Origin of the sequence: Serratia sp. JUb9 (assembly GCF_014298095.1) — a bacterium.
Lineage (GTDB): Bacteria > Pseudomonadota > Gammaproteobacteria > Enterobacterales > Enterobacteriaceae > Serratia_B > Serratia_B rhizosphaerae.
On sequence record NZ_CP060416.1, the window covers coordinates 1,607,327 to 1,629,210 of the forward strand.

Annotated in this window: 18 protein-coding genes; 14 read left to right on the forward strand and 4 right to left on the reverse strand. The window is 57.8% G+C overall.

Annotated features, from left to right (window positions below; all coding sequences use genetic code 11):
• Positions 1-80 precede the first annotated feature (80 nt).
• Positions 81-506: a putative T6SS immunity periplasmic lipoprotein gene (locus HF675_RS07600; RefSeq protein WP_105231940.1), complete on the forward strand. Its 426-nt coding sequence runs from the start codon at positions 81-83 to the stop codon at positions 504-506.
• 77 nt (positions 507-583) lie between these two features.
• Here the strand turns inward: HF675_RS07600 and pta are convergent, their stop codons facing one another.
• Positions 584-2,719 (reverse strand): phosphate acetyltransferase, encoded by a 2,136-nt coding sequence (pta, locus tag HF675_RS07605; RefSeq protein ID WP_172606333.1) that lies wholly within the window; start codon positions 2,717-2,719, stop codon positions 584-586.
• 162 nt (positions 2,720-2,881) lie between these two features.
• The gene (ackA, locus tag HF675_RS07610; RefSeq protein WP_105231938.1) at positions 2,882-4,084 is read right to left on the reverse strand and encodes an acetate kinase; all 1,203 of its coding nucleotides are present in this window, start codon (positions 4,082-4,084) and stop codon (positions 2,882-2,884) included.
• Positions 4,085-4,447: 363 nt separating this feature from the next.
• Between ackA and yfbV the strand changes: the two genes are divergently transcribed.
• The 4 genes from yfbV to HF675_RS07630 all read left to right on the forward strand — a co-directional run bounded on the left by yfbV (position 4,448) and on the right by HF675_RS07630 (position 8,139).
• Positions 4,448-4,903, forward strand: a complete 456-nt coding sequence (yfbV, locus tag HF675_RS07615) for a terminus macrodomain insulation protein YfbV (RefSeq protein ID WP_105231937.1) — start codon at positions 4,448-4,450, stop codon at positions 4,901-4,903.
• 134 nt (positions 4,904-5,037) lie between these two features.
• A complete protein-coding gene (locus tag HF675_RS07620) occupies positions 5,038-5,532 on the forward strand; it encodes a YfbU family protein (protein ID WP_187044356.1) in 495 nt (164 codons plus the stop codon).
• A gap of 17 nt (positions 5,533-5,549) precedes the next feature.
• A complete protein-coding gene (locus tag HF675_RS07625) occupies positions 5,550-6,206 on the forward strand; it encodes a sugar phosphatase (RefSeq protein WP_105231935.1) in 657 nt (218 codons plus the stop codon).
• 100 nt (positions 6,207-6,306) lie between these two features.
• Positions 6,307-8,139, forward strand: coding sequence for an SLC13 family permease (locus HF675_RS07630; protein WP_187044357.1), 1,833 nt, complete (start codon positions 6,307-6,309; stop codon positions 8,137-8,139).
• A gap of 46 nt (positions 8,140-8,185) precedes the next feature.
• Here HF675_RS07630 and yfbR read toward each other — a convergent pair whose 3' ends face one another.
• Together yfbR and HF675_RS07640 are read right to left on the reverse strand one after the other, a co-directional pair.
• Positions 8,186-8,785, reverse strand: coding sequence for a 5'-deoxynucleotidase (gene yfbR, locus HF675_RS07635; RefSeq protein ID WP_015673162.1), 600 nt, complete (start codon positions 8,783-8,785; stop codon positions 8,186-8,188).
• Between the two features lie 77 nt (positions 8,786-8,862).
• The gene (locus tag HF675_RS07640; protein WP_187044358.1) at positions 8,863-10,077 is read right to left on the reverse strand and encodes a pyridoxal phosphate-dependent aminotransferase; all 1,215 of its coding nucleotides are present in this window, start codon (positions 10,075-10,077) and stop codon (positions 8,863-8,865) included.
• 846 nt (positions 10,078-10,923) lie between these two features.
• On the opposite strand from HF675_RS07640, the gene lrhA reads away from it, so the two are divergent.
• The 9 genes from lrhA (at position 10,924) to nuoI (ending at position 21,880) form a co-directional block, all read left to right on the forward strand.
• Positions 10,924-11,847: a transcriptional regulator LrhA gene (gene lrhA / locus HF675_RS07645; protein ID WP_187044359.1), complete on the forward strand. Its 924-nt coding sequence runs from the start codon at positions 10,924-10,926 to the stop codon at positions 11,845-11,847.
• Positions 11,848-12,558: 711 nt separating this feature from the next.
• A complete protein-coding gene (gene nuoA, locus HF675_RS07650) occupies positions 12,559-12,996 on the forward strand; it encodes an NADH-quinone oxidoreductase subunit NuoA (RefSeq protein WP_015673159.1) in 438 nt (145 codons plus the stop codon).
• Between the two features lie 29 nt (positions 12,997-13,025).
• Positions 13,026-13,700: an NADH-quinone oxidoreductase subunit B family protein gene (locus tag HF675_RS07655; protein ID WP_015673158.1), complete on the forward strand. Its 675-nt coding sequence runs from the start codon at positions 13,026-13,028 to the stop codon at positions 13,698-13,700.
• Positions 13,701-13,796: 96 nt separating this feature from the next.
• Positions 13,797-15,593 (forward strand): NADH-quinone oxidoreductase subunit C/D, encoded by a 1,797-nt coding sequence (gene nuoC / locus HF675_RS07660; RefSeq protein ID WP_105231931.1) that lies wholly within the window; start codon positions 13,797-13,799, stop codon positions 15,591-15,593.
• A 2-nt stretch (positions 15,594-15,595) separates the two neighbouring features.
• Positions 15,596-16,147, forward strand: a complete 552-nt coding sequence (nuoE, locus tag HF675_RS07665) for an NADH-quinone oxidoreductase subunit NuoE (RefSeq protein ID WP_105231930.1) — start codon at positions 15,596-15,598, stop codon at positions 16,145-16,147.
• Positions 16,147-17,490, forward strand: a complete 1,344-nt coding sequence (nuoF, locus tag HF675_RS07670) for an NADH-quinone oxidoreductase subunit NuoF (RefSeq protein WP_187044708.1) — start codon at positions 16,147-16,149, stop codon at positions 17,488-17,490. The genes nuoE and nuoF overlap by 1 nt, the downstream gene beginning before the upstream one ends.
• A 123-nt stretch (positions 17,491-17,613) precedes the next feature.
• Entirely contained in the window at positions 17,614-20,349 is a 2,736-nt protein-coding gene (gene nuoG, locus HF675_RS07675) for an NADH-quinone oxidoreductase subunit NuoG (protein ID WP_111738031.1), read from the forward strand.
• Positions 20,346-21,323 carry an NADH-quinone oxidoreductase subunit NuoH gene (gene nuoH, locus HF675_RS07680; protein WP_105231929.1) on the forward strand — a complete coding sequence of 326 codons (978 nt, stop codon included), beginning with the start codon at positions 20,346-20,348 and terminating at the stop codon, positions 21,321-21,323. The genes nuoG and nuoH overlap by 4 nt, the downstream gene beginning before the upstream one ends.
• Before the next feature lie 14 nt (positions 21,324-21,337).
• A complete protein-coding gene (nuoI, locus tag HF675_RS07685) occupies positions 21,338-21,880 on the forward strand; it encodes an NADH-quinone oxidoreductase subunit NuoI (protein WP_015673152.1) in 543 nt (180 codons plus the stop codon).
• Positions 21,881-21,884 lie beyond the last annotated feature (4 nt).

The window sequence follows — 21,884 nt, forward strand, 5'->3', positions numbered from 1 at the left end:
GTGCCGGCCTTGGGTTCGAAAGCGTTATAATTGGCCACCGAAAGGATTGCGGTACACTCTTACAGACAGGAAAGTCTAAAATGAAAAGAATCTATACGCTGATAATCACCGTGTTACTCAGCGGCTGTATGCTTGAGAAGCAGCGTTTTTATGCGGCAGAGGTCGTTTTACAGGGGAGCAATCTCTGTTTCTCTCTGCCGGCAGAGCATCTGAGCGCAGATGCCAAGGTTAACCTTGTCAGCATTGCTATCGATCAACGGCAGGATAAGCAAACGCGTGAAGTCTGGCGCAGGAGTGTTATGCCGCCGCAGCCGGCGGAGTCGGTGAGTGCCGGGCAATGCATCCCTTATTCCTTTAGCGCTTTTGAGAACGATGTACTTTATACCGTGGCAATCAGTACCGTAGCGTCGCAGGACGCCGATAGCAAACGCTTCTGGCAACGCAGTTTTTCGCTGAAAATCGACGACGGCCGTATCTTACAGGTTATCACCGGTCAGGAACCTTGAATCGGACGGAGTGCGGATAGCGGAAATGGCAGGGGCCAGCATTGCCGGCCCCTGTATTTTTTTGTCAGGCGTTTGAATTACGCCTGGGCATCAGCCTGGGAAGACTGAATGGCCGTCAGCGCTACGGTATAGACGATATCGTCTACCAGCGCGCCGCGCGACAGGTCGTTCACCGGTTTGCGCATGCCTTGCAGCATCGGCCCGATGGACACCAGATCGGCGGAACGCTGCACCGCTTTATAAGTGGTGTTGCCGGTGTTCAGATCCGGGAAGATGAACACGGTGGCTTTACCGGCAACCGGCGAGTTCGGCGCTTTGGATTTCGCCACGTCGGCCATGATGGCGGCGTCGTACTGCAGCGGGCCGTCGATGATCAGGTCCGGACGTTTTTCCTGCGCCAGGCGGGTCGCTTCGCGGACTTTTTCCACGTCGCTGCCGGCGCCGGAGTTACCGGTTGAGTAGGAGATCATCGCTACGCGCGGCTCGATGCCGAATGCGCTGGCGGAGTCCGCCGACTGGATGGCGATCTCGGACAGCTGCTCGGCGGTCGGATCCGGGTTGATCGCGCAGTCACCGTAGACCAGCACCTGATCCGGCAGCAGCATAAAGAACACGGAAGAGACCAGCGAGCTGCCCGGCGCGGTTTTGATCAGCTGCAGCGGCGGACGGATGGTATTGGCGGTAGTATGCACGGCGCCGGAAACCAGGCCGTCGACTTCGCCTTTTTCCAGCATCAGCGTGCCGAGCACCACGTTGTCTTCCAACTGCTCGCGCGCCACCACTTCGGTCATGCCTTTGTTTTTGCGCAGTTCAACCAGACGCGGCACGTAGTTTTCACGTACCTGCTCCGGATCGACGATCTCGATGCCTTTGCCCAGTTCCACGCCCTGCGCTGCGGCAACGCGCTGGATCTCATCCGGGTTGCCGAGCAGTACGCATTCGGCAATGCCGCGTTCGGCGCAGATTGCCGCCGCTTTCACGGTGCGCGGCTCGTCGCCTTCCGGCAGAACGATGCGTTTACCGGCTTTACGCGCCAGTTCGGTCAGCTCGTAACGGAACGCCGGCGGCGACAGGCGACGCGAGCGCTCGGAGGCGGCGGTCAGCGATTCGATCCACTCGGCGCTGATATGGCTGGCCACGTAGTTCTGCACTTTTTCGATGCGCTGATGGTCGTCGGTCGGGACTTCGAGGTTGAAGCTCTGCAGGCTCAGTGAGGTCTGCCAGGTGTTGGTGTCCACCATAAACACCGGCAGGCCGGTGGCGAACGCGCGTTCGCACAGCTTTTTGATCGGCTCGTCGATTTCATAGCCGCCGGTCAGCAGCAGCGCGCCGATTTCCACGCCGTTCATCGCCGCCAGACAGGCGGAAACCAGCACGTCCGGGCGGTCGGCGGAGGTCACCAGCAGCGAGCCAGGGCGGAAGTGTTCCAGCATATGCGGGATGCTGCGCGCGCAGAAGGTCACGGACTTCACGCGGCGGGTCATGATATCGCCTTCGTTAATCACGCGCGCCTTCAGGTGGCGTGCCATATCAATGGCGCGGGTGGCAATCAGATCGAAGCTCCACGGCACGCAGCCGAGCACCGGCAGCGGGCTGTTGGCGAACAGTTGCTTCGGATCGACATTGGCGACGCTGGCCTTGGTGGAGTCGTCGAAGATTTCCGACAGGTCAGGGCGGGTGCGACCCTGCTCGTCGACCGGCGCGTTCAGTTTGTTGATGATAACGCCGGTGATGTTTTTGTTCTTGCTGCCGCCGAAGCTGGTGCGCGCCAGTTCGATGCGTTCTTTCAGCTGCGCCGGCGAGTCGTTGCCCAGCGCCAGCACGAAGACGATCTCGGCGTTCAGGGTTTTGGCGATCTCATAGTTCAGCGCGCTGGCGAACTGGTGCTTGCGGGTCGGCACCAGGCCTTCGATCAGCACCACTTCCGCGTCTTTGGTATTTTCGTGGTAGCGCGCCACGATCTCTTCCATCAGCACGTCCTGCTGATTGGAGCTGAGCAGGCTTTCCACATAGCTCATGCGCAGCGGCTCGGCGGCCGGAATGGTGGAGTTGCTGCGGATGATGGTGGTGGTCTGGTCGAGGGTATCGTCGCCGGTGCGCGGCTGGGCGATAGGTTTGAATACGCTGAGGCGAACGCCTTGCTGCTCCATGGAGCGGATGACGCCCAGGCTGACGCTGGTCAAACCGACGCTGGTGCCAGTGGGGATCAACATAATTGTACGTGACACAGAATAGTCCTCTTCACGATGGATATGCGGTAGTCGCCTGATCGTGCGCTGCGGCCGGGCGGCAAAGCGGTGCGGCCAACGGGGCCGTCTGCGGCGGCGATAAGGCTGAAACAACACCGCCAGCCGGAGCTGACGGTGTTTGGTACGTTACGCAGTCAGGCGGGCTGCGTCCTGCGCGATAACCAACTCTTCGTTGGTCGGGATCACCAGCGCCAGACGGCTGCCGTCTTTGGTGATGGCCCCGGCTTTGCCGAAACGGGCGGCCAAGTTGCGTTCATGGTCGACTTCGAAGCCGAGCAGGCCCAGCTTGTTCAGGGTCATTTCACGCACCATGCCGGCGTTTTCGCCGATGCCGCCGGTGAAGATCACCGCGTCCAGACGGCCGTCCATCAGCGCGCTGTAGGCGCCGATGTATTTCGCCAGGCGGTGGCAGAAGACGTCCATCGCGCGCTTGGCATCTTCTTTGGTGGCGTAGTTGTCTTCCACATAGCGGCAGTCGCTGGTGACTTCGGTCAGACCCAGCAGGCCGGACTCTTTGGTCAGCAGTTTGTTGATCTGATCGACGCTCATGCCCAGCGCATCATGCAGATGGAAGATGATCGCCGGGTCGATGTCGCCGCTGCGGGTGCCCATCACCAGACCTTCCAGCGGGGTCAGGCCCATGGAGGTGTCGACGCATTTGCCGTTGCGCACTGCGGTCACGGAGCCGCCGTTGCCCAGGTGGCAGGTGATGACGTTGACCTCATCCACCGGCTTGTTCAGCATTTTGGCCGCTTCCTGGGTCACGAAGAAGTGGCTGGTGCCGTGTGCGCCGTAGCGGCGTACGCCGTGGTCGCGGTACAGGCTGTACGGCAGGGCATACAGATAGGATTCTTCAGGCATGGTCTGATGGAACGCGGTGTCGAACACGGCGACGTTCTTGTCAGCCAGCGCAGGGAAAGACTTCAGCGCCTCATTGATACCGATCAGGTGCGCCGGGTTGTGCAAAGGTGCAAACGGCACGGAATCTTTGATACCCTGCAGCACTTCATCGTTGATCAAGGCGGAGGCGGTAAACTTCTCGCCGCCGTGTACGATACGGTGACCAATGGCGGTCAGCTGGGCGGAAAGTTCAGGTTTTTGTGCAAGGATGGTGTTAACAATAAAATTCAGCGCTTCGCTGTGGGCCGCACCGGCACCGAGTGCCGCTTCTTGCTTGCCGCCGTCCATTTTCCACTTAATGCGCGCCTCGGGGAGGTGGAAGCATTCAGCCAAACCGGAAAGATGTTCTTCACCGTTGATAGCATCAATGATCGCGAATTTCAGGGAAGAACTGCCGCAGTTAAGAACCAGTACTAGCTTACTCGACATGGAAGTACCTACTTATAGTTCGTGTTGTTAAAAGAAAATCAAAAAACACGTAGTGAATTAATCGTCAATCAGACAACAAGCGTAGCGCATAATGCCGTTGACATTTATGATTAACATCATGTGAAGCACAGAAAACACATGATGGTGAAAAAACCGGGTGTTTCTCCACGGTTTAAGTAATCTTGCTTGTTATAGGGCTAAAAATTGACAAAATTTGACAAACTTGTCGTCATCTTCTAGCTGGCCAAAAGGCCGGTTTAGGATACCGATAGCCCGCGGTAAACACAAAATAAATTTAAAGCTTCAAATTTTTTAGTATTGTGGTTGGCGCCACCCCATTTTTCTGCGACGTTGAGGTACGCGATGACGAGCAAACCGTCCGGTTCCGTAAGTTGGTTTCAGGTATTCCAACGCGGACAGCACTATATGAAAACCTGGCCGTCGGACAAACGTCTGGCCCCGGTATTTCCGGAGAATCGCGTTGCGCGCGCCACTCGTTTCGCCATTCGTTTTATGCCGCCGCTGGCGGTGTTCACCCTGACCTGGCAGATTGCGCTGGGCGGCCAGCTCGGCCCGGCGATCGCCACCGCGCTGTTTGCCTGCAGCCTGCCGATGCAGGGGCTGTGGTGGCTGGGTCGCCGTTCGCTGACGCCGCTGCCGCCGGCGTTGCTCGGCTGGTTCCATGAGGTGCGCGACAAGCTGGCGCAGGCCGGTCAGGCGCTGGCGCCGGTGGAAGGCACGCCGACCTATCAGTCGCTGGCGGATCTGCTCAAGCGTGCGTTCAAGCAGCTGGATAAGACCTTCCTGGACGATCTCTGAGGTCCGCCGCCGCCGGGCGTAACGCCCCGGCGGCGTCAAACTTGGCGCAAATCAAAGAAGCGGCGGGTTGTGATTCCATGCCTCAAATCAGTATGCGATGCTCACGCCAATTTGCAGAACTGAGGACCCTAAACATGGAAATGACCCACGCCCAACGCCTGATCCTGTCTAACCAGTATAAGATGATGACGATGCTCGACCCGGGCAACGCCGAGCGCTACCGCCGCCTGCAAACCGTGGTGGAGCGCGGTTTCGGCCTGCAGCTGCGTGAACTGGATCGTGATTTTGACGAGATGAGCGAAGAGGTTTGCCGCACCATCATCAATATTATGGAAATGCACCATGCGCTGCAGGTGTCCTGGGAGAATCTCAAGGATCGCCAGGGGCTGGAGACGCGTCGTCTGGCGTTCCTCGGCTTTGATGCGGCGACCGAGGCGCGCTACCTGAGCTATGTACGTTTCCTGGTCAACACCGAGGGACGCTATACTCACTTCGACGCCGGCAGCCACGGCTTTAACGCCCAGACCAAAATGTGGGATAAATATCAGCGCATGCTGGCGCTGTGGCTGTCCTGTCCGCGTCAGTATCATTTGAGCGCCGTCGAGATAGCGCAAATTATTAATGCTTGATTAAAAAGAGGTTTCCTGTGGAGTGTAAAGGTTTTCTGTTCGACCTGGATGGTACGTTGGTAGATTCATTGCCCGTCGTGGAGCGCGCCTGGACCCAGTGGGCCAACCGGCACGGCGTCGATCCGCAGGAGGTGCTGGATTTTATTCACGGTAAACAGGCCATTACCTCTTTGCGCCACTTTATGCCGGGCGCCAGCGAGGCCGATATTCAGCATGAGCACGACCTGCTGGAGCAGGTGGAAGCGCAGGATACCGACGGCGTACGCGCCCTGCCGGGTGCGGCGGCGCTGCTGGAACGGCTGAACACGCTGGGTATTCCTTGGGCGATCGTCACCTCCGGTTCGGTGCCGGTTGCCAGCGCGCGCCGCGAGGCGGCGGGGCTGCCGCTGCCGGCGGTATTTGTCACCGCCGAGCAGGTCGAGCGCGGTAAACCGCAGCCGGACGCTTATCTGCTGGGTGCGGAGCGCCTGGGGCTGGCGCCGCAGGCGTGCGTGGTGGTGGAAGACGCGGCGGCGGGCATCGCTTCGGGCCTGGCCGCCGGCTGTCAGGTGATTGCGGTCAATGCGCCTGCCGATGCGCCGCAGCTGGAACAGGTCGATCTGCGCCTTTCCTCCCTGGAGCAATTGCAGGTTGACGGCGGGGCGCACGGCGCGCGCATCACGCTGCGCGACTGATCGCCGCTATTCGCCGGCAAATTGATTAGACCCCGCATGCGCGGGGTTTTTTTGTGCTAATTTTTAAGACCTTGGAACCTGGCGGACGGACGAGGCCGATTTGAACAGCGAATTACTGTGGGTGTTGTGTTTGTTGCTGGTGGCGATTGTGCTGTTTACCACCAACAAACTGCGCATGGATGTGGTCGCCTTACTGGTGATCATCGCCTTTGTGTTAAGCGGAACGCTAACCTTGCAGGAGGCGACGGTCGGCTTTAGCGACCCGAACGTAATTCTGATCGCCGCGCTGTTCGTTATCGGCGAAGGGCTGGTGCGCACCGGCGTGGCCTATCAGGTCGGGGACTGGCTGGTGAAGGTGGCCGGCAGCAGCGAAACCAAAATGCTGGTGCTGCTGATGGTGACGGTGGCCGGGCTGGGCGCGTTTATGAGCTCCACCGGCGTGGTGGCGATTTTTATCCCGGTGGTGCTCAGCGTGGCGGCGCGGATGAAAACCGCGCCGGGGCGGCTGATGATGCCGCTGAGCTTTGCCGGCCTGATCAGCGGGATGATGACGCTGGTGGCGACGCCGCCGAATATGGTGGTGAACAGTGAGCTGGTGCGCGAGGGCATTCGCGGCTTCGGTTTCTTCGGCGTCACGCCGATCGGCATCGTGGTGCTGGTGCTCGGCGTGGGCTATATGCTGCTGGCGCGGCGCTGGCTGGGCGGCGAATCGCCGGACAGCCGTAAAGAGAGCTGGCAGCGACGCACTTTCCGCGATTTGATCCGCGATTACAAACTGACCGGGCGGGCGCGACGCCTGGCGCTGCGCCGCGGCTCCCCGCTGGTGGGGCGTTCGCTGGATGAGCTGCATCTGCGGGCGCGCTACGGCGCCAACGTGGTGGGCATTGAGCGCTGGAAGCGTTTCCGGCGGGTGATGGTCAGCGCCTCCGGCAGTACCGAGCTGCGCGAACGTGATGTGCTGCTGATCGATATGTCGGCCAGCGACGTTGATCTGCGTGAATTCTGCAGCGAGCAGCAGCTGGAACCGATGGTGTTGCGCGGCGACTATTTCTCTGAACAGTCGCGCAACGTCGGCATGGCGGAGGTATCGCTGATCCCCGATTCGGCGCTGCTGGGTAAAAGCCTGCGGGAAAACGGTTTTCGCAGCCGCTACGATCTCAACGTGGTCGGCATTCGCCGCAATGGTGAGACGCTGGCGGGCAAGCTGGTGGATGAGCCGTTGGCGCTGGGGGATATGCTGCTGGTGATTGGCGACTGGAAGGCCATTCGCCAGCTGCAGAGCAAAACTCACGACTTTATCGTACTCAACCTGCCGGCGGAGGTGGACGAAGTGGCGCCGGCGATGACGCAGGCGCCGCACGCGCTGTTCTGTCTGGCGCTGATGGTGGCGATGATGCTGACCGATGAGGTGCCGAACCCTATCGCGGCGCTGATCGCCTGCCTGCTGATGGGGAAATTCCGCTGTATCGATATGGAAAGCGCCTATAAATCGATCCACTGGCCGAGCATTATTCTGATCGTCGGCATGATGCCGTTTGCGCAGGCGCTGCAGAAGACCGGCGGGGTGGATCTGATCGTGCAAGGGCTGATGGAGGTGGCCGGCAATATGGGGCCGCGCGTGATGCTGCTCTGTCTGTTTGTGCTGTGCGCCACGATCGGCCTGTTTATCTCCAATACCGCCACGGCGGTTCTGATGGCGCCGATTGCCATCGCAGCGGCGCGGGAAATGGCGGTATCACCGTATCCGTTCGCCATGATTATCGCCATTGCCGCTTCCGCAGCCTTTATGACGCCGGTCTCTTCGCCGGTGAATACGCTGGTTCTGGGGCCGGGTAATTATAAGTTCGGTGATTTTGTGCGCCTTGGCGTGCCGTTCACCGTGTTGGTGATGCTGGTCAGCGTCGCGCTGGTGCCGTGGCTGTTTCCGTTCTGAGAATGGTAAATTGCAGGGCGCGTACGTGGTTGCTGCGCCCTGACGGTTACAGTTCGGCGTCCAGACTGATCTCATCCAGCGACAGGCTGAAACTGGGGATAAACACCGTCATGAAATACTCCATTTCCGGGCTGTTGCGCAGTTGCAACGTCTTTTCCAACCGGGCTTTGGCCAGCGTGAACTCCTGATTGCCCGCCGACAGCTCTTCCAGGCACTTCAGGTAGGCGCACAGGGCGTCGGCCTGCTTGACCACCAGCTTTTCATCTTCGCTGTAGCAGTGCTCGTCCAGGATGCTGCGAAAGTCATTGCGCAGTTCTTCCGGGATCATCGCCAGCAGTTTTTGCTGCGCCACTTTTTCGATCTTCTTATATTCGTGGGCAATCTGCGGATTGTAATATTTGATCGGCGTCGGCATATCGCCGGTGATCACTTCGCTGGCGTCGTGATACATCGCCAGCAGCGCTACGCGTTCGGCGTTCAGGTTGCCGTTGAACTTGCGGTTTTTGATCACCGCCAGCGCGTGGGCGACAAACGCCACCTGCAGGCTGTGCTCGGAGACGTTTTCGGTGCGCACGTTGCGCATCAGCGGCCAGCGGTTGATAAGTTTCAGACGGGACAGGTGGGCAAAAAAATGGCTCTGGCTCATGGGGTGTTCTCTACGGCGGCAAGGAGCTTTATTCTGATCACTACGGCGCGTTTATGCAAACGCGCCGTGAATGACATTTACTGGCGATAGTTTTCCAGGAAACGCCCCAGTTTGCCGACCGCCATTTCCAGCTCGTCGACGCGCGGCAGGGTAACGATGCGCACGTGATCGGGGTAAGGCCAGTTAAACGCGCTGCCCTGCACCAGCAGCACTTTTTCCTGCAGCAGCAAATCCAGCACCAGCTTCTGATCGTCGTGAATATTAAAGCGTTTGGCGTCAATGCGCGGGAACATATACAGCGCGCCCTGAGGCTTCACGCAGGAGACGCCGGGGATCTCGTTGAGCAGTTCCCAGGTGCGGTTGCGCTGTTCGTACAGGCGGCCGCCCGGCTGGATAAATTCGCTGATGCTTTGGTAGCCGCCCAGCGCGGTCTGGATGGCGTGCTGCATCGGCACGTTGGCGCACAGGCGCATCGATGCCAGCATTTCCAGCCCTTCGATATAGCCTTTGGCGTGCTTTTTCGGGCCGTTCAGCACCATCCAGCCCTGGCGGAAGCCGGCGACGCGGTAGGTCTTGGACAGACCGTTAAAGGTGACGGTCAGCAGATCCGGCGCCAGCGAGGCGATAGAGATATGTTCGGCAGCGTCATACAGAATTTTGTCGTAGATTTCGTCGGCGAAGATGATCAGGTTATGTTCGCGCGCTATCTCGACGATCTGTTCCAGCAACGCTCTGCTGTACACTGCGCCGGTCGGGTTGTTCGGGTTAATGATCACGATGCCGCGGGTGCGCGGGGTGATTTTACTGCGAATATCGTCGAGGTCCGGGAACCAACCGGCTTCTTCGTCACACAGATAGTGGACGGCTTTGCCGCTGGACAGGGAAACCGCCGCGGTCCACAGCGGGTAATCAGGCGCCGGCACCAGCATTTCGTCGCCGCTGTTCAGCAGCGCCTGCATCGACTGGACGATCAGCTCGGACACGCCGTTGCCAATATAGATATCCTCGACGGTGACGTCGCGCATGTCGCGCGCCTGATAGTGCTGCATAATCGCCTTACGCGCCGAGTAGAGCCCTTTGGAATCACAGTAGCCCTGAGCGGTCGGCAGGTTGCGGATCACATCGACCAGAATTTCATCCGGCGCTTCAAAGCCGAAAGGGGCGGGGTTGCCGATGTTGAGTTTGAGGACTTTGTTGCCTTCTTCTTCTAGGCGTTTGGCTTCTTTGAGCACCGGGCCGCGAATGTCGTAACAGACGTTGTCCAGTTTGCTGGATTTCTCAATGGGGGACATAAAAAAACTGTGCCTTCTGCTGGGATAGGGCATTCCTACCGTGGAACGCCGCAACCTGACCAATGTACTCCTGGTACCTGCGCTTTTGAAGGGCTGCGCACACCTTTGGTGCAAATGATCGGCTAAAATGGCGATTTTAACGATGATAAGTCTGGTTAAAAAATTTTGTTGGCGTTAAATTCTGTTTTTTATTTTATTGTTGGTGTTTTATTGTGTTGGGCGATCAGGGGCGTAAACCTGACTGCACAGCGTGAGCAAGGGCGCTTTGGCTTTCGGCAGCAAGCCGTTATGTTTCCCTTTTGATGCCGAATCTGCGTGATATTCCCGGACTAGTCTTATGGCTTGACGGGGAATTCATCACCACACTGCTACATAAATAATATTTATATTAGAAAGCTTTCACTTTGTGACTTAACTAACATTTAAGTTATTATTTTGGCTTTCAGATTGGATGGTTTTTTACTGGTTGAATTTATTGATTTATTTTTATGCTTGACGCGTATTATCGGCGAAAAATGCCAAGTTTTCATGAGCTTTTACGCTAAGGTTGCGGGCGTATATGAGAAAAAAGAAGCACGTTTAGTGTGGTAATTCAGCGGGGGGAATGAGTAAAATTCTTGTTCCCACTCAAATCAATCACTTTAGCAAAGCGCAGATCCGTGCCCGTTAAGCGGCAGCGATCGGTTGCATTCTAAAAGGCGATAGAGGTAACGAAATATAAGGAATTTTTTGCCCTCTACTTATGAGTGGGGTAGTGTCGTACCTGGCGCCGTTCTTTTAAACAGTGCCTTAGAAATACACCAGGGTAGTTTCAAATATAGAATTTAAAAAGTGAAGAAAAACACTATGACCAATGCAAATCGTCCGATACTTAATCTCGACCTCGATCTGCTAAGAACTTTTGTGGCTGTTGCCGATCTGAATACGTTTGCCGCAGCGGCCGTCGCCGTCTGCCGTACTCAGTCCGCGGTCAGCCAGCAAATGCAGCGATTAGAGCAATTGGTAGGCAAAGAGTTATTCGCCCGTCACGGCCGTAATAAACTGCTTACCGAGCATGGCATACAGCTGCTGGGTTATGCCAGAAAAATATTGCGCTTTAACGATGAAGCCTGCGCCTCGTTGATGTTTAACAATATCAAGGGCGTGCTCACCATCGGCGCTTCCGATGATACGGCCGACACCATTTTACCGTTCCTGTTAAACCGCGTAACCGCCGTCTATCCGAAGCTGGCGGTCGACGTACGGGTAAAGCGTAGTCCATTTATGCTGGATATGCTCAATAGCGGCGAAGTGGATCTGGCTATTACCACCGTTGATACCGTGGGCCACCCGCATGTGGTGCTGCGCACCTCGCCAACGTTGTGGTACTGCGCGGCGGATTACCACTTCCAGGCGGATGAGCCGATTCCGCTGGTGGTGCTGGATGAGCCTTGTCCTTTCCGCGCGATGGCAATTGAGCATCTGGATGAGGCCGGGATCCCATGGCGTATCGCCTATGTGGCTTCCACGCTGTCGGCGGTTCGCACCGCCTGTAAGGCGGGGCTGGGCGTAACCGTCCGGCCGGTGGAGATGATGAGCCCGGATCTGCGCGTGTTGGGCGCGGCGGAAGGCCTGCCGACGCTGCCGGAGACGCAATACACGCTGTGCAAAGATATCCAGTGCGAAAATGAGCTGGCAATGGCGATTTTCGGCGCGGTACAGCACGGCAATACCAGCTACAACTTCCAGAATGCCACCTCCACAGAAGATGTGGTGGATGAAGACGAATAACGCCGAACAGCGCGTTGCGTAACCACAAAACCTCTGCTACGGCGGAGGTTTTTTTTGGCCTTTTTTAGTAAAAATTCCATTTATTATCACTTCAGTATAAATCCTTTTCGTAACGTCTATTTGTATAACTCTTCATTGCCGTTAAGACACGTTTATTCGTATGAAAATATTTATCTTCGCTTTTTTGTCTATTGTGCGAAAATCGAGAAGGCAGGTTTTTTCTGTGGATATCTTATGGTCTGACTGCGCGGTTAAAATTTGCGCTTAAATTTATAAAAAATGTTAAAGAGCCACACTTTTTTTGAGGATTTCTGCTGAAAACGTGTCCTGGATCAAAAAAATACCCCTAGGTAGTGAGTGGAACAACAGGGAATACCTGAGAGAATGGTATAGTAAAACTGAAATGTGCATATTGGTTGATATCTATCTGTTTCTACACAGCAAATGACTGACACGATTTAGCCTGAAAGCTGGCGCATGAAATGTTAATTAAATGATACGTATGTAAACTAATGTGTAGATACTTTTGTCAAAGTTGACAAAAGGTTATAGAAAGGAGTAAAAAGCCCACAGTAAAAACACTGCTTAACGCATTGTAATAGCAGTTGGTTTTTTGTGGTTATTTATCCTTCCCTTAAATCGATGTGGTGCACTAACTGCCGTGATAAGAGCAGAATGATCGACGCCACTTTTGATGAGTAAGCAAAGAGTATGTCAACAACCACTGAAGTTATCGCTCATCACTGGGCATTCGCCGTATTTCTTGTCGTGGCCATCGGGCTGTGCGGCCTCATGCTGCTGGGCGCGTATTTCCTGGGCGGGAGAGCCCGTGCGCGTGCCAAAAACACCCCGTTTGAATCCGGTATCGACTCGGTCGGTTCGGCGCGTATGCGCCTGTCCGCCAAGTTCTATCTGGTTGCCATGTTCTTCGTTATTTTCGATGTAGAAGCCTTGTATCTCTATGCCTGGTCGGTCTCGATTCGCGAGAGCGGCTGGGTGGGCTTTATCGAAGCCGCCATTTTCATTTTGGTGCTACTGGCCGGTCTGGTTTATCTGGTGCGCATCGGCGCATTGGACTGGACGCCTGCACGCTCAAAGCGTCAGGTCAAACCAAGCACGATCACTAACACCAACCGTCATCCGCAGTAGTTATTTGTGGTTAAAAACGAGGCATTAAGATGGACTATACGCTCACCCGCATAGACCCGAACGGTGAGAACGACCGTTACCCCCTGCAAAAACAGGAGATCGTCGCCGATCCTCTGGAACAACAGGTTCACCGCACGGTTTACATGGGTAAACTCGAACATGCATTGCATGACATGGTGAACTGGGGGCGCAAAAACTCTCTTTGGCCGTATAACTTCGGCCTTTCGTGCTGTTATGTAGAGATGGTGACCTCGTTTACCGCCGTTCATGACGTTGCGCGTTTTGGTGCGGAAGTGCTGCGTGCTTCCCCGCGCCAGGCCGACTTTATGGTGGTGGCGGGTACCTGCTTCACCAAAATGGCCCCGGTCATCCAGCGGCTGTACGAGCAGATGCTTGAGCCGAAATGGGTGATCTCCATGGGCGCCTGCGCCAACTCCGGCGGCATGTACGATATCTATTCCGTGGTGCAGGGCGTGGACAAGTTCCTGCCGGTCGACGTGTATATCCCAGGCTGCCCGCCGCGTCCGGAAGCGTATATGCAGGCGTTGCTGCTGCTGCAGGAATCCATCGGTAAAGAGCGTCGTCCGCTGTCGTGGGTGGTTGGCGATCAGGGTGTGTATCGCGCCAACATGCAGTCGGAAAGAGAACGCAAGCACGGCGAGCGTATTGCAGTCACCAATCTGCGCACGCCTGACGAGGTTTAAGACGTTCATTTAACGTCCATCTTAATGCGCTATTGGTAAACACAGCGAAAGTTAAGCTTGCAGCGATTTGACCCTTCAGTGTGGTGAAAAAATATTATGACAGATTCAACGACGCACGACGCTCTGCCTGACTGGCACACCCGCGATCATCTTGACGATCCGGTGATCGGCGAACTGCGCAACCGTTTTGGGCCGGAAGCCTTTACTGTTCAAGCAACCCGTACCGGTATGCCCGTGGTATGGGTCAAGCGTGAGCAGCTCCTGGAAGTAATGACGTTTTTAAGAAAACAGCCGAAGCCGTATGTCATGCTGTTCGACCTGCATGGCGTTGACGAGCGTCTGCGTACTCACCGCCAGGGTCTGCCTGCTGCGGATTTCTCTGTTTTCTATCATCTGATTTCCATCGAACGCAACCGCGATATCATGCTGAAGGTGGCGCTGGCTGAAAAAGACCTGCACGTGCCTACCGCGACCAAGGTGTTCCCGAACGCCAACTGGTACGAGCGTGAGACCTGGGAAATGTTCGGCATCACCTTCGACGGCCACCCGCACCTGACGCGCATCATGATGCCGCAGACCTGGGAAGGCCACCCGCTGCGTAAGGATTACCCGGCGCGCGCCACCGAATTCGATCCGTTCGTGCTGACCAAGCAGAAAGAAGATCTGGAGATGGAGTCGCTGACCTTCAAGCCGGAAGAGTGGGGCATGAAGCGCGGCAATGAGAACGAGGACTACATGTTCCTCAACCTCGGGCCGAACCACCCGTCGGCGCACGGTGCGTTCCGTATTATCCTGCAGCTGGACGGCGAGGAGATCGTCGACTGCGTGCCGGATATCGGTTACCACCACCGCGGCGCGGAGAAGATGGGCGAACGTCAGTCCTGGCACAGCTACATTCCGTACACCGACCGTATCGAATACCTGGGCGGCTGCGTTAACGAAATGCCGTACGTGCTGGCGGTGGAAAAACTGGCCGGCATCAAGGTGCCCGAGCGCGTCGATACCATCCGCGTGATGCTGTCCGAGCTGTTCCGCATCAACAGCCACCTGCTGTATATCAGCACCTTTATTCAGGACGTCGGCGCCATGACGCCGGTATTCTTCGCCTTCACCGACCGTCAGAAGATCTACGACCTGGTGGAAGCCATCACCGGTTTCCGTATGCACCCGGCATGGTTCCGCATCGGCGGCGTGGCGCATGACCTGCCGCGCGGCTGGGATCGCCTGCTGCGCGAATTCCTGGAGTGGATGCCGAAGCGTCTGGACTCCTACGTCAAGGCGGCGCTGAAAAACACCATCCTGAAAGGCCGTTCCGTCGGCGTGGCGGCGTATAACGCCAAAGACGCGCTGGACTGGGGCGTTACCGGCGCTGGCCTGCGCGCCACCGGCATCGAGTTCGACGTGCGTAAATGGCGTCCGTACTCCGGCTATGAAAACTTCGACTTTGAGGTGCCGGTCGGCGACGGCGTCAGCGACTGCTACAGCCGCGTGATGCTGAAAGTGGAAGAGCTGCGCCAGAGCCTGCGCATCCTCGAACAGTGCCTGAACAATATGCCGGAAGGCCCGTTCAAGGCCGATCACCCGCTGACGACGCCGCCGCCGAAAGAGCGTACGTTGCAGCACATTGAAACGCTGATCACCCACTTCCTGCAGGTTTCCTGGGGCCCGGTGATGCCAGCGAACGAATCATTCCAGATGATTGAAGCCACCAAAGGGATTAACAGCTACTACCTGACCAGCGACGGCAGCACCATGAGCTACCGCACCCGGGTACGTACGCCAAGCTTTGCGCACCTGCAGCAAATCCCGGCGGTTATCCGTGGCAGCCTGGTTTCCGACCTGATCGTCTATCTGGGTAGTATCGATTTTGTAATGTCAGATGTGGACCGCTAACTATGCATGATCAAAAAGATAATCACGTGAGTCACCATGTGCCTGAGCCTATCGACGCGGCCGCTCCAGCGAGCGGCGTTGATGCGTTTGAGCTGAGTGCGGCAGAGCGTGATGCGATTGAGCATGAAAAGCACCATTACGAAGATCCGCGCGCCGCTTCGATTGAAGCGCTGAAAATTGTGCAGAAGCAGCGCGGCTGGGTACCGGATGGGGCGATTTATGCCATCGCAGAAGTGCTGGGTATTCCTGCCAGCGACGTAGAAGGCGTTGCCACGTTCTACAGCCAGATTTTCCGTCAGCCGGTAGGACGTCACGTGATTCGCTACTGTGACAGCGTGGTGTGTCACATCACCGGTTACCAGGGCATTCAGGCCGCGATCGAGAAGAAACTGAACATCAAGCCGGGGCAAACCACCGGCGATGGCCGTTTCACGCTGCTGCCGACCTGCTGTCTGGGCAACTGCGATAAAGGGCCGACCATGATGATTGATGAGGATACTCACAGTCAGCTGAAGCCTGAAGATATCGATAATCTACTGGAGCAGTACCAATGATCAAAGACATTGTACGCACTCCCGAGATGCATCCGTTGACCTGGCGTTTGCGCGACGACAAACAGCCGGTGTGGCTGGATGAATACCGCAGCAAAAACGGCTACGCGGGAGCGGAAAAGGCCATCAAAGGCATGGCGCCGGATGAAATCGTCAGCCTGGTCAAAGACTCCGGCCTGAAAGGGCGCGGAGGCGCGGGCTTCTCCACCGGTCTGAAGTGGAGCCTGATGCCGAAAGACGAAACCATGAACATCCGTTACCTGCTGTGTAACGCCGATGAGATGGAGCCGGGCACCTACAAAGACCGCCTGCTGATGGAACAGCTGCCGCACCTGCTGGTGGAAGGCATGCTGATCTCCGCCTTTGCGCTCAAGGCGTACCGCGGCTACATCTTCCTGCGCGGTGAATATGTCGAGGCGGCGGAACGCCTGCGTCGCGCCATCGCCGAAGCCACCGAAGCGGGCTATCTGGGCAAAAACATTATGGGCAGCGGCTTCGATTTCGAGCTGTTTGTCCACACCGGCGCCGGCCGCTATATCTGCGGCGAAGAGACGGCGCTGATCAACTCGCTGGAAGGCCGCCGCGCCAACCCGCGCTCCAAGCCGCCATTCCCGGCCTCCGCCGGCGTCTGGGGCAAGCCGACCTGCGTCAACAACGTGGAGACGCTGTGCAACGTGCCGGCGATCCTGGCCAACGGCGTGGAGTGGTATACCGGTATTTCCGGCAGCGAAGACAAAGGCACCAAGCTGATGGGCTTCTCCGGCCGGGTGAAGAACCCGGGCGTCTGGGAGCTGCCGTTCGGCACCACCGCGCGTGAAATTCTGGAAGATTATGCCGGCGGCATGCGCGACGGCCTGAAATTCAAAGCCTGGCAGCCGGGCGGGGCGGGGACCGACTTCCTGACCGCCGACCACCTCGATCTGCCGATGGAATACGGCACGATCGGCAAGGCCGGCAGCCGTCTGGGCACCGCGCTGGCGATGGCGGTCGATCACGAAATCGGCATGGTTTCCCTGGTGCGCAATCTGGAAGAGTTCTTTGCGCGCGAGTCCTGCGGCTGGTGTACCCCGTGCCGCGACGGCCTGCCGTGGAGCGTGAAAATTCTGCGTGTGTTGGAAAAAGGCGAAGGGCAGCCGGGAGATATTGAAACCCTGGAGCAGCTGTGCCGCTTCCTTGGCCCGGGTAAAACCTTCTGCGCACACGCGCCGGGCGCCGTAGAGCCGCTGCAAAGCGCAATTAAATATTTCCGTGACGAGTTTGAAGCCGGTATCGCCGTACAGCATTTTAGCAATGCTCATGCCATCAGCGGTATTCAGGCCAACAACTTGCTGAAGCAACGCTGGTAAGCCCGCTTTTAGCCCGCCGTACGTCCGCGGGCGGCCAACGGTGCCGCCGGGGCAGTACGCAGGGATAACAGAATTTTTGATTAACGCCTGCCGCAAAGCAGGCCATTTGGAAGCATGCTGACTATGGCTACGATTCATGTAGACGGCAAAGAATACGACGTTGACGGAGCAGACAACCTGTTACAGGCCTGTCTCTCCCTCGGCCTCGATATTCCTTACTTTTGCTGGCACCCGGCGCTGGGAAGCGTCGGCGCTTGCCGCCAATGTGCGGTAAAGCAATACCAAAATGCGGAAGACACGCGCGGCCGCTTGGTGATGTCCTGTATGACGCCGGCGTCCGATGGCACCTTCATTTCCATCGATGACGACGAAGCCAAACAGTTCCGCGAAAGCGTGGTTGAGTGGCTGATGACCAACCACCCGCACGACTGTCCGGTGTGTGAAGAAGGCGGCAACTGTCATTTGCAGGATATGACGGTAATGACCGGCCACAGCTTCCGCCGCTACCGCTTCACCAAACGCACCCACCAGAACCAGGAGCTGGGGCCGTTTATCTCTCATGAGATGAACCGCTGCATCGCCTGCTACCGCTGCGTGCGTTACTACAAAGACTATGCCGACGGCACCGATTTCGGCGTCTACGGCGCGCACGACAACGTCTACTTTGGCCGCCCGGAAAGCGGCACGCTGGAAAGCGAGTTCTCCGGCAACCTGGTGGAAGTGTGCCCGACCGGCGTCTTTACCGACAAAACCCACTCCGAGCGCTACAACCGTAAATGGGACATGCAGTTTGCGCCAAGCATCTGCCAGCAGTGCAGCATCGGCTGTAACACCAGCCCGGGCGAGCGCTATGGCGAGCTGCGCCGCATTGAGAACCGTTACAACGGCAGCGTGAACCACTACTTCCTGTGTGACCGCGGCCGCTTCGGCTATGGCTACGTCAACCTGAAGGACCGTCCTCGTCAGCCGCAGCAGCTGCGCGGCAATGACTGGATTGCGCTGAACGCCGAGCAGGCGATGGAAGGGGCGGCGGATATTCTGCGTCAGGCCAAGAAAACCATCGGCATTGGCTCGCCGCGCGCCAGCCTGGAAAGCAACTTCGCGCTGCGTGAACTGGTCGGCGCCGAGAACTTCTATACCGGCATTGCGCAGGCGGAACAGCAGCGTCTGGAACTGATGCTCAACGTGCTGCAAAACAGCGGCGTGCATACGCCGGCGCTGCGTGAGATCGAAGAGTACGACGCGGTGCTGGTGCTGGGTGAAGACCTGACGCAAACCGGCGCGCGTATCGCACTGTCGGTACGTCAGGCGGTGAAAGGCAAAGCCCGGGCGATGGCGGCGGCGCAGCGCGTGGCCGACTGGCAGATCGCGGCGGTGCAGAACATCGGTCAGCATGCCAAATACCCGCTGTTCGTCACCAACGTCGACAGCACCCGTCTGGATGATATCGCCGCCTGGAACTACCGTGCGCCGGTCGATGAGCAGGCGCGTCTCGGCTTTGCCATTGCGCACGCGCTGGACGCGGCGGCGCCGGCGGTCGATGGCCTGACGGACGATCTGAACAAGAAAGTCGACATTATCGTGCAGGCGCTGACCGGCGCGCGTAAACCGCTGATCGTGACCGGCAGCAGCGCCGGCAGCGACGCGGTGATCGCAGCGGCGGCCAACATTGCCACCGCGCTGAAGGGACGCGGCTCCGAGGTGGGCATCACCCTGGTGGCCGGCGCTGCCAACAGCATGGGGCTGGCGATGATCGGCGGCGGTTCGCTCGATCAGGCGCTGGCGCAGCTGGCGGACGGCCAGGCCGACACCGCCATCGTGATGGAGAACGATCTGTACCGGCATGCGTCGGCGGACAAGATCGACGCCGCGCTCGCCAAGGTCAGCAACCTGATCGTCGCCGATCACCAGCGCACCGCGATTATGGACAAAGCCAGCCTGGTGCTGTCAGCCGCCAGCTTTGCCGAAAGCGACGGTACGCTGGTCAACCAGGAAGGTCGCGCGCAGCGCTTCTTCCAGGTTTACGATCCGGCTTACTACGATGACGCCAAAAACAACGTGCGGACGGAAATTCTGGAGAGCTGGCGCTGGATGCACTCGCTGCACTCCACCTATACCAGCCGTCACGTGGACTGGACCCAGCTTGACGATGTGATTGAAGCCTGCGTCGAGGCGCTGCCGCAGTTGCAGGGCATCAAGGATGCCGCGCCGGACGCCAGCTTCCGCATCCGCGGGCAGAAACTGGCGCGTTCACCGCACCGTTACAGCGGCCGCACCGCGATGCGCGCCAATATCAGCGTGCATGAACCGCGTCAGCCGCAGGATAAAGACACCATGTTCGCCTTCTCCATGGAAGGGAACAACAGCCCGCTGGCCGATCGTCAGCAGATCCCGTTCGCCTGGTCGCCAGGCTGGAACTCACCGCAGGCGTGGAACAAATTCCAGGCCGAGGTCGGGGGCAAGCTGCGCCACGGCGATCCGGGCGTGCGCCTGATCGAAGCGGGGGAGGGCAGCCTTGGCTACTTCACCAACGTGCCTGCCGCATTTAATGCGCAAGGCTGGCAGGTAGCGCCGTATTACCACCTGTTCGGCAGCGACGAGATGTCGCAGCGTTCCGAGGTGATCCAGCAGCGTATGCCGGCGGCGTATGCGATGGTCAACCCGGCCGACGCCGCGCGCCTGGGCGTTAACGAAGGGGCGCTGGTGGAGTTCAGCTGTGCGGGTCAGACGCTGCGTCTGCCGGTGCGCCTGAGTGAAACCCTGACCCAGGGCCAGGTTGGTTTGCCACTCGGCTTGCCAGGGATCCCGCCGGTACTGGCGGGTGCGAAGGTTGAAAATCTGCGGGAGGCGGTACGATGAGCTGGTTTACCCCTGAGGTGATCGACATATTGATCGCCGTATTGAAAGCGGTCGTGATCCTGCTGGTCGTGGTCGCCTGCGGGGCGTTCATGAGTTTCGGCGAACGCCGCCTGCTCGGCCTGTTCCAGAACCGCTACGGGCCAAACCGCGTCGGTTGGGGCGGCTCGCTGCAGCTGGTCGCCGACATGATCAAAATGTTCTTTAAGGAAGACTGGGTTCCGACCTTCTCCGACCGGGTGATCTTCACCCTGGCGCCGATGATCGCCTTTACTTCCTTGCTGCTGGCATTTGCCATCGTTCCGGTCAGCCCGACCTGGGCGGTGGCCGATCTCAACATCGGTATTCTGTTCTTCCTGATGCTGGCCGGTCTGGCGGTCTACGCCGTGCTGTTCGCCGGCTGGTCGAGCAACAACAAATACTCGCTGTTGGGGGCGATGCGTGCCTCGGCACAAACCCTGAGCTACGAAGTGTTCATCGGCCTGTCGCTGATGGGGGTTGTGGCGCAGGCAGGTTCATTCAACATGCAGGACATCGTTGAATCACAGGCTCACGTCTGGAATGTCATCCCGCAATTCTTTGGTTTTGTAACCTTTGCGATTGCCGGCGTGGCGGTGTGTCACCGCCATCCGTTTGACCAGCCGGAAGCGGAGCAGGAACTGGCCGACGGTTACCACATTGAATATTCCGGTATGAAATTCGGTCTGTTCTTCGTGGGGGAATATATCGGCATCGTGACCGTTTCCGCCCTGATTGTGACGTTGTTCTTCGGCGGCTGGCAGGGGCCATTCCTGCCGCCGTTCATCTGGTTCGCGCTGAAAACGGCATTCTTCATGATGATGTTCATCCTGATCCGCGCCGCGCTGCCGCGTCCGCGTTATGACCAGGTGATGTCATTCGGCTGGAAAGTGTGCCTGCCGCTGACGCTGCTGAACCTGCTGGCGACCGCCGCAGTTATTTTGTACAACGCTCAATAAGGGGTGAATAAACCATGACATTGAAAGAGTTAGTGGTTGGTTTCGGCACCCAGGTACGCAGTATTTGGATGATTGGCATGCACGCCTTCGCCAAACGCGAAACCCGGATGTATCCGGAAGAAGAGGTTTACCTGCCGCCGCGCTACCGTGGCCGCATTGTGCTGACGCGCGATCCGGACGGCGAAGAGCGCTGCGTCGCCTGTAACCTGTGTGCGGTTGCCTGCCCGGTCGGCTGTATTTCGCTGCAAAAGGCAGAGCAGAAAGATGGCCGCTGGTATCCGGAGTTCTTCCGCATCAACTTCTCGCGCTGCATTTTCTGCGGCCTGTGTGAAGAGGCCTGCCCGACCACCGCAATCCAGCTGACGCCGGATTTCGAACTGGGCGAATTCAAGCGCCAGGATCTGGTGTATGAGAAAGAAGATCTGTTGATCTCGGGCCCGGGTAAATATCCGGAATATAACTTCTACCGGATGGCCGGTATGGCGATCGACGGCAAAGCGAAAGGCGAAGCCGAAAACGAAGCCAAGCCGATCGACGTGAAAAGCCTGTTGCCGTAAGGAG

Bases quoted from the DNA above. Each gene is read 5' to 3' on its own strand.
- ackA (WP_105231938.1), bottom strand. From the start codon at position 4,084: ATGTCGAGTAAGCTAGTACTGGTTCTTAACTGCGGCAGTTCTTCCCTG.
- HF675_RS07655 (WP_015673158.1), top strand. From the start codon at position 13,026: ATGGACTATACGCTCACCCGCATAGACCCGAACGGTGAGAACGACCGT.
- nuoI (WP_015673152.1), top strand. From the start codon at position 21,338: ATGACATTGAAAGAGTTAGTGGTTGGTTTCGGCACCCAGGTACGCAGT.
- lrhA (WP_187044359.1), top strand. From the start codon at position 10,924: ATGACCAATGCAAATCGTCCGATACTTAATCTCGACCTCGATCTGCTA.
- nuoC (WP_105231931.1), top strand. From the start codon at position 13,797: ATGACAGATTCAACGACGCACGACGCTCTGCCTGACTGGCACACCCGC.
- HF675_RS07640 (WP_187044358.1), bottom strand. From the start codon at position 10,077: ATGTCCCCCATTGAGAAATCCAGCAAACTGGACAACGTCTGTTACGAC.
- HF675_RS07620 (WP_187044356.1), top strand. From the start codon at position 5,038: ATGGAAATGACCCACGCCCAACGCCTGATCCTGTCTAACCAGTATAAG.
- HF675_RS07600 (WP_105231940.1), top strand. From the start codon at position 81: ATGAAAAGAATCTATACGCTGATAATCACCGTGTTACTCAGCGGCTGT.
- nuoE (WP_105231930.1), top strand. From the start codon at position 15,596: ATGCATGATCAAAAAGATAATCACGTGAGTCACCATGTGCCTGAGCCT.
- nuoA (WP_015673159.1), top strand. From the start codon at position 12,559: ATGTCAACAACCACTGAAGTTATCGCTCATCACTGGGCATTCGCCGTA.
- yfbR (WP_015673162.1), bottom strand. From the start codon at position 8,785: ATGAGCCAGAGCCATTTTTTTGCCCACCTGTCCCGTCTGAAACTTATC.
- pta (WP_172606333.1), bottom strand. From the start codon at position 2,719: ATGTTGATCCCCACTGGCACCAGCGTCGGTTTGACCAGCGTCAGCCTG.
- yfbV (WP_105231937.1), top strand. From the start codon at position 4,448: ATGACGAGCAAACCGTCCGGTTCCGTAAGTTGGTTTCAGGTATTCCAA.
- nuoG (WP_111738031.1), top strand. From the start codon at position 17,614: ATGGCTACGATTCATGTAGACGGCAAAGAATACGACGTTGACGGAGCA.
- nuoH (WP_105231929.1), top strand. From the start codon at position 20,346: ATGAGCTGGTTTACCCCTGAGGTGATCGACATATTGATCGCCGTATTG.